Here is a 6,490-nt window from a genome sequence, read left to right as displayed (position 1 = left end):
CTCCGGAGGGCGCAAGCATTGCGCCCCTACATTGACTACTCCATTGAGCAGTCACTGCAAACGAACGTTTTGGAGATTTTATTTTTTGGAGTTCCCTTAGCCCGCGCAGGCGGGCTTCGTCTGTGTAGCCCCACCCTTTAGGGTGTGGGTTTTTACTAGAGTGGTGGGATCGGTGGAAAATCCGTGAAAAATTACCCGGCTTCTGAGGGGAAACCGGGTTAAATTTGAGTGAGTTTTGCAAGGGGCGATCGCGTTTTAAGAAGGAAGCCATCCGGCACTTAAAATGACCGTTAGGCCCATAAAAATAATCGTCAATGCCCAAGTGATGCGATTGAGAGTGGTTTCTGCACTTTTAGCACTGGTAAACAGTTGGGCTTGTCCTCCAATCCCACCAATTCCATCTCCTTTCGGGCTATGGAGTAGGACTAAAATAATTAAACTGATGGCCGAAAATAGCCAAATGAGTTGGACGAGGGTTGAGATATTCATTGAAGTACAGGGATACCTGGGTAAATCGTTGAAATTGAATGCTTGTTTATTTACTCTGATTTGTTCTAGGTCATTTGTCAATTTAATTAAAAAATGACTTTGAACAAACCGCCGTGGATGATCCTGAGCGTCCTAGACGGGAATTCGCAGGGGTTCGCGAGAGGACTGAAGGTTGAAAGCTGGAGACTCAATGGCAGAACGTCCAGTCATTTCCTCGGGTTGCGGGAGTTGTAATATTTCCAGGAGAGTGGGAGCGATATCGGCTAAACAGGCATCAGTTCGCAGTTTGACTTCGGTGCCATGTCCGGGAATTTTTCGCCCTTCTCCTTCGACGAGAATTAAGGGGACTGGATTGGTGGTATGAGCAGTCCAGGGGTTGCCTTCTTCATCGATCATATATTCGGCATTGCCGTGATCGGCGATGATTAAGGTGGTGCCTCCGGCGCGTCCGATCGCCTCCAGTAAGCGGCCCAAACATCGGTCTACGGTTTGGATTGCGGTAATGGTGGCGTCGATATTTCCCGTATGACCGACCATATCCGGGTTGGCATAGTTCACCACCACCAGGGAGTAAATCTGTTTTTTCACAGCGGCAACCACCACATCGGTGACTGCTTCGGCAGACATTTCTGGGGCTTTGTCGTAGGTTGCCACCATTGGCGACTGCACTAATTCCCGGTCCTCGCCCTCAAAGGGCTCCTCTAACCCGCCGTTAAAGAAATAGGTGACATGAGCATACTTTTCCGTTTCTGCGGCCCGCAACTGCCGCAAACCGTGATTGGAGACAACTTCTCCGAAAATATTGCTGAGGTTTTGGGGTTCAAAGGCCACCAACACGGGGAGTTCTGAATCGTACTGGGTAAAGGTGGCAAAGGAGAGGGGTTCAATTTGATCCCGCTCAAATCCTTGAAAATTGGGGTCTACAAAGGCACTGGTGAGTTGTCTGGAGCGATCGGGACGGAAGTTAAAGAAGATGACTCCATCTCCCGATTCTACGGCTCCCGGTGCAATCCGCACGGGTAGGACAAATTCATCAGTGAGGTCCTGGGTGTAAGACTCTTTTAAGTGTTCGATGACCGAACGACCGTCACCGGGTCCATCGGTGGTCATGACTTTATAGGCCATTTCTACCCGATTCCAGCGGTTATCTCGATCCATCGCATAATATCGACCACTGAGGGTAACGATGCGACCCACGCCGATTTCCTGGGCGGCTGCTTCTATTTTTCCCAGGGCTTCTGCTCCGTCTCTGGGAGAGGTATCCCGACCATCGGTGATAGCGTGGATACAAACGTCGGTCAAACCTTGGGCTTTGGCGAGGTGGAGTAGTCCAATTAAATGATTTTGGTGGGAGTGGACCCCTCCCTCGGAGCAAAGCCCCATGAGGTGGAGTTTTCCACCTCTGGCTTTAATTTCTTGGCAAACTTTAACCAGTGCTGGGTTGTTCAAGATGGAGCCATCTTCTACTGCATCGGTGATCCGCAGGAGTTCTTGTTTGACAATTCGACCGGCACCGATATTCATGTGACCGACTTCGGAATTGCCCATTTGACCTTCCGGCAGTCCCACTGCTTTCCCGGATGTGCGAATTGTGGTATTCGGATAGGCGGCCCGCAGGCTGTCCATCACGGGTGTTTTGGCAGCAGCAATAGCATTTCCTGTGGTTAATTCACTGACTCCCCAACCATCTAAAATTACTAGCACCACTGGAGAAACAGGCTCTTGTGCCATATTCATTGACCTTTTGATTCGTGATTTCTGTTTAATCATTTGACTTCTCTGCTTCCCACTGCTATGCAATGGAGATGGAGATTCCCCGGATTTCTGATCCGGAGTTCCTGCTTAATAGCCTGTTGACTCGATTCCGTTACCGGCATCCTTGTCCCTTCGACTTTACAGGTATTTTCTATTCCCCTGTACCCCAGGGTACTAAAAATTCTGCCATCGCAGATCACCCGTTGCTTGGAACGCTGGCAATGTCTGGTGGATTTGGGTGAGCCACATTCAGTTAATGGTTCTATTGTAACGTCTAATCGGTAGGGCAACTTGTGACCGGGGTGCAGGCCATGACTGTCGCCGTTTGCTCTGAAGTTGGGTTCCCAGCTCATCTAAAGTTTGATGAGAACTGTTCTTAACAATCTGTTACAATCAAGGACAACTTTCTCAAACGCTTAAGGATGGGAAGGATGAAGCCAGAAGAATTGAGGGGACTGTTCTGGCTGGCGATCGCACCGAAGGTGGAGCCTTATGACCGGGGTTGAGTCGATGAATGCCCCAAAAAATTCCAATCCTAGATGGGATCGCCACTCCTCAATTCAAGATACGATTCAGGATACGATAGACGTTAATTTTGATAGCACGATTGGTTTGTATGATCCCCCTAAAACAATATTGGTCCCGCCTCCTGGCCCTAGTCTTGGTCATGGCGATCGCCTTGGTGGGCTGTTCAGGTAATGGGCTGCTCACTGGCGATTATCGCCAAGATACCCTGTCCTTGGTTAATAGTATGAGAACGGCGATCGAACTGCCGGAAGATTCCCCAGAGAAATCCTCAGCCCAGGCCGATGCCCGTCTAAGAATCAACGAATTTTTTGCCCGCTATCGTCGGGATGAGTCAGTAGCGAAGCTGGCCTCATTTACCACCATGCAAACCGCATTGAATGGATTAGCTGGACATTATAATTCCTATCCCAACCGCCCGGTCCCTAAAAAGTTGAAAGACCGTCTTGAACAAGAGTTCAAACAAGTAGAATCGGCTCTAAATCGAGGAACTTGACCCAGCCATTTCCCATCCGGGTAGGGGTTGCTCAGTTGAGAGTGAACTCCTCTTGTGCGGGTCTTTTTTGGGCGATCGCAACATTGCCCTCGCCCAAAATAATGAGTTAATCTATCAGCCCCCCAATTGAGCCGGGGTAAGAGTATGACCTGGAACCCGGGGCACTTAGAGATCGTTGCCAACCCAAAACCCAAATCTAATCAAAGGCTGGCAATCATGCTGAAAAACTAAGATAGAACTGAACAGTGCTGAGAAACTTCTGCGTGGATTCTGTACGGGTACCTGATGTCTAATCGTCTCAAAAAAACTTTTAAACCTAAAACAGCGATGACGCTTGACTGGCAGCATTTTTATCGCGGTTTCCTGGCAACGCTTCTAACCGCGATCGTGAGTCCCACATTCTGGAGCCAACCGGCCTACTCCCAAGTGCAAGGGTCCTGTCTGGCTTCTCCAGCAGATATCGCCGAAAAAGAACAACTGCGCCAAGCCTCCCTGGAAGGTGATCAAGCTGCTCGCGATCGCTATCAAGCCTTTCTGGTCAAAGAAGCCGAACGCTTACAGGAATGTCGCCAGCAAACTTGGCCCCAAAATCAAGCCCTCTGGTTACGCCTGTATCCCTGCGATCTTCAACCCGGAGCCTTAGACGCTCTCATGGATAGAATCGTTAACAAGGGTTATAACCAAGTCTATCTCGAAGCCTTTTATGACGGCCAAGTCCTCCTACCGCAGTCCGAAAATAACACCCCTTGGCCTTCCGTCGTCCGGATCCCTGGCTATGAAAATGCTGACCTCCTAGCCCAAGGTATCCAAAAAGGCCAAGAACGCGGCCTCAAGGTCTATGCCTGGTTGTTCACCATCAACTTTGGCTATACCTACAGCCAACTGCCGGACCGCCAAGGGACCCTCGCCCGGAATGGGGAAGGGCACACCACCCTCACCGTCATGCAGGACCCCAGCTTGCATGAACAGGTTGGTCAAAGTCATGCCAATCACGCCTTTATCGACCCCTACAGTCCTCAAGCGCGTCAAGACTATGCTGGGATGATCCAGCAACTTCTCAAGCGCAAACCGGACGGGATGTTATTCGATTATGTCCGCTATCTACGCGGCGTTGGCCCTGCTTCCGTTGTCACGAAGCCATCGGACCTCTGGATCTACAGTGAGGCATCCCAGCAAACCCTCTTGCAACGAGGTCTCAACCAAAAAGGTCAGGAATTAATCCGGCGCTATGTTACCCAAGGCTTTATTACCGCCAACGATATTGCTGCCGTCGATGAACTCTATCCCGATGAGGCAGAACCGATGTGGCAAGGGCGGAATATCCCCCCTGGCGCTAAAACAATGGGAACCCCTGGGGAACGTCTACCCCTCCTGCAATGGCAACTCTGGTATCTCAGTGTCGCTCATGCCGTGCAAGGAATTATTGATTTTGTACACCTGGCAGTCGATCAAGTTGATCCTCAAGGAATCCCTTCTGGCGCTGTATTTTTCCCCGGTGGTAACCGTCCCGTTGGTCAAGGGGGATTTGATTCTCGGTTACAAGCTTGGGATCGCTTCTCCCCGGAGATGCAATGGCATCCAATGGCTTATGCCAATTGCCAAAATTCCGATTGTATTATGGAAGAAATTGAGCGGGTTTTAAGCATGGCTCCTGAAGGCACTCAGGTTATCCCGGCTTTAGCTGGTGATTGGGGCGTTGCAGTTACCAATCGACCGCCTTTAGAAGACCAAATGTATGCCTTACGGCGCTATTCTTCCCGGATTAACTCCGTCAGTCACTTTGCCTATTCTTGGCAAGAACCAGAGTCGGACCGCGATCGCAAGTTCTGTCAACTCAACTAAGTTGTAACTCAGTTGTTTGCAATCCCCTCCTGACTCCCTGAGAACCTCAAAACCCGGTTTTTTCGACCCGGGTTTTTATTTTTTAGCTTGATCAAATGAAATCATACCAAATCCGGTTGTGAAAGACCTATTTTACTCTTCAGCCTGCGTAGGCAGGCTTTGTATTGTGAGCCTCCACCCTTGAGGGTGTGGGTTTTTATAGACTTGCTCCTCTCTCCCAAAAACCAATTACGAGTCTTTGAACGGATAATTTTTCCCTATAAGAATAATTTCACCATCGTGGTCAAAGAGATTCCTTGAGATGCTTCTGGAAAGCTCTCGAATTGCCACCCTATTTTTCCTTGATAATCATTGAGAATCGTTAAATAACCTACCCTTGAATTCTTCTGGTCGTCTGCCTCTGCATTCTTTTCCAACTGTTCCAGATACAACTCTTCAGGATCGCCGACACTTAATCGCTCAATGAAGGCCCGCAAATCAGCCACCTGTCCCCCGTTGATACCATTCTTGGTCATTAGGATAATCGAATCTTCATATAAATGAATTTGAAGGGTGGTGGGATGCGGCAATGTAGAATCACTAAATTTCATTGCGTTTTCTAATAACTCATTGGCGATATAGTTGACGCTATGAGCGCTTTCCGCTTTTTTATGACATGGATTTTGCGGGTTTCCATTGTCTCCAAAAAAGGTGGACAAGTAATTGGCTACAAAGTCTGCTGATAAGCCATTAGTTCGCCACCGCTGTTTAATAGAAGCCGAACTTGGGGAGAATCCCAGAATTAAATACTCGGTGCCCAGAGGCGGATTCTGAATGAAATCTCCGAATATCTCAATCATAGTATTGGGGTCTGTAATCATTGAGGGGATGGGGAAATATAGACAAAAAATTACCCATTGCTACTCCACAACTCTAAACTCTAAATTACCCCAGTAAGGTAGCCGATCATTCATCTGCTGCCCTCAAGGTGCAGGGGTGGGTTCTCCTGTCTTCGGATCCCTGAGACTTAAATCTCCCTTGGTCCTCCCCTTCAGGCGCATTCCTCTTTAGATTTTAGGATATATTGATTCCCTATATTCTATTATCTACAGCCCGATCGCAGCGGAATCCTTTCACGTTGACATGATTCCCGGTTAGCAGCTCATCGTAGATTCCGTTTATCTTCTGAAAGTTCCCAAATATAAAAAATTAATATCCCCTTTGCGATCAGAGCTTCCTGAAGATCCTCAGTTGCGCCTCTGAGCTATGATTCTGTGTGTAACGACTTCCATTAGGGAACTCCAAAAAATAAAATCTCCAAAACGTTCGTTCGTAGTGACGGATCAATGGAGTAGCCCCTTATATGTAGGGGCGCAATGCTTGCGCCCTAAGGGCGCAAGCATT

At 48.7% G+C, this 6,490-nt stretch carries 5 protein-coding genes; 2 read left to right on the top strand and 3 right to left on the bottom strand.

What is annotated here, in order from left to right; genetic code table 11:
• Positions 1 to 255 precede the first annotated feature (255 nt).
• On the bottom strand, positions 256 to 489 hold the full coding sequence (gene secG, locus NG833_RS29855) for a preprotein translocase subunit SecG (protein ID WP_015149235.1): 234 nt from the start codon (positions 487 to 489) through the stop codon (positions 256 to 258).
• Between the two features lie 132 nt (positions 490 to 621).
• Positions 622 to 2,220: a 2,3-bisphosphoglycerate-independent phosphoglycerate mutase gene (gene gpmI / locus NG833_RS29850; protein WP_254568895.1), complete on the bottom strand. Its 1,599-nt coding sequence runs from the start codon at positions 2,218 to 2,220 to the stop codon at positions 622 to 624.
• A 640-nt stretch (positions 2,221 to 2,860) separates the two neighbouring features.
• Here gpmI and psb27 point away from each other — a divergent pair.
• Entirely contained in the window at positions 2,861 to 3,265 is a 405-nt protein-coding gene (gene psb27, locus NG833_RS29845; RefSeq protein ID WP_254568894.1) for a photosystem II protein Psb27, read from the top strand.
• 327 nt (positions 3,266 to 3,592) lie between these two features.
• Positions 3,593 to 5,107, top strand: coding sequence for a hypothetical protein (locus NG833_RS29840; RefSeq protein WP_254568893.1), 1,515 nt, complete (start codon positions 3,593 to 3,595; stop codon positions 5,105 to 5,107).
• A gap of 257 nt (positions 5,108 to 5,364) precedes the next feature.
• Here the strand turns inward: NG833_RS29840 and NG833_RS29835 are convergent, their stop codons facing one another.
• Positions 5,365 to 5,967, bottom strand: a complete 603-nt coding sequence (locus NG833_RS29835) for an ATP-binding protein (RefSeq protein WP_254568892.1) — start codon at positions 5,965 to 5,967, stop codon at positions 5,365 to 5,367.
• Positions 5,968 to 6,490: the final 523 nt, after the last annotated feature.

This window comes from Oscillatoria sp. HE19RPO (assembly GCF_024220515.1).
Taxonomy (GTDB): domain Bacteria; phylum Cyanobacteriota; class Cyanobacteriia; order Cyanobacteriales; family Laspinemataceae; genus Laspinema.
Note: the sequence above shows the minus strand (reverse complement) of the source record. Positions and strands in the feature narration are given on the sequence as shown.